General features: G+C 71.1%; 1 protein-coding gene. It reads left to right on the top strand.

Annotated features, from left to right (window positions below):
• On the top strand, window positions 1–1179 hold a 1179-nt coding region (locus tag QWU11_RS47055), incomplete at its 5' end, for a carboxyl transferase domain-containing protein (protein ID WP_290121133.1).
• Window positions 1180–1181 lie beyond the last annotated feature (2 nt).

Raw genomic sequence — 1181 nt, 5'->3', positions numbered from 1 at the left:
TATGACCACGCGGTGCGTGAGCGGTTGGCGATCATCGGTTTGTGGCATTCGGGCGGGGCGCGTCTGGCCGAGGGTGTGGAGTCGCTGCACGGTGTGGGGCGGATCTTCAAGGCGATGACGCACGCCTCCGGGGTGGTGCCGCAGATCTCGGTGGTGCTGGGCGCGGCGGCCGGTGGGGCGGCCTATGGCCCGGCGCTGACCGACATCGTGATCTTGTCCGAGGGCGGGCGGATCTTCGTGACCGGCCCGGACGTCGTACGGTCGGTGACCGGCGAGATCGTGGACATGGCGGCGCTGGGCGGTCCCGAACCGCACAGCAAGCGCAGCGGCGTCGTGCACGTGGTGACCGCCACCGACGCCGAGGCGCTGTTGAAGGCCCGCCGGCTCGCGACACTCCTCGGTCACCAGGGCCGCATGCGGCCCGAGGACGTCGCCGAGGTCGACCTCGCCGGCATCCTCCCCGACAACCCGCGGCGCGCGTACGACATCCGCCCGGTCGTGGCGGGCCTGCTGGACGACTCCTCAGAGTCGATCGAGCTGCACCCCAAGTGGGCGCCGAACATCACCACGACGCTGGGACGCCTCGGCGGCCGCACGGTCGGGGTGATCGCGAACAACCCGATGCGGCTGGGCGGCTGCCTGGACTCCACCTCGGCCGAGAAGGCCGCCCGGTTCGTGCGGATGTGCGACTCCTTCGGCGTGCCGCTGGTCGTCGTCGTCGACGTACCGGGCTACCTGCCGGGCGTCGGGCAGGAACACGACGGCGTGGTCCGCCGCGGAGCCAAACTCCTGCACGCCTTCGCCGAAGCGGTCGTGCCACGCGTCACGCTGGTGACCCGCAAGGCCTACGGCGGCGCCTACATCGCCATGAACTCCCGCGCCCTGGGCGCCACCCGCGTCTTCGCCTGGCCCACCGCCCAGGTCGCCGTCATGGGCGCCGTCGCCGCCGTACGCATCCTGCACCGCCGCAAACTCGCCGCGGTGCCCGAAGAAGAACGCCACGCGCTCGAAGAACAACTCGCCACCGAACACGAAAAAATCGCCGGCGGCGTCGAACGCGCCCACGACCTCGGCGTCATCGACGAAATCATCGACCCCGCCAAAACCCGCCGCGCCATCGCACAAGCCATCGCCGAGGCCACCCCTGCCAGGGGCGCGCACGGCAACATCCCCCTCTAGCG

This window comes from Actinomadura sp. DC4, assembly GCF_030406325.1.
Taxonomy (GTDB): Bacteria; Actinomycetota; Actinomycetes; order Streptosporangiales; family Streptosporangiaceae; genus Actinoallomurus.
This window is presented reverse-complemented; position numbering and strand designations above follow the sequence as displayed.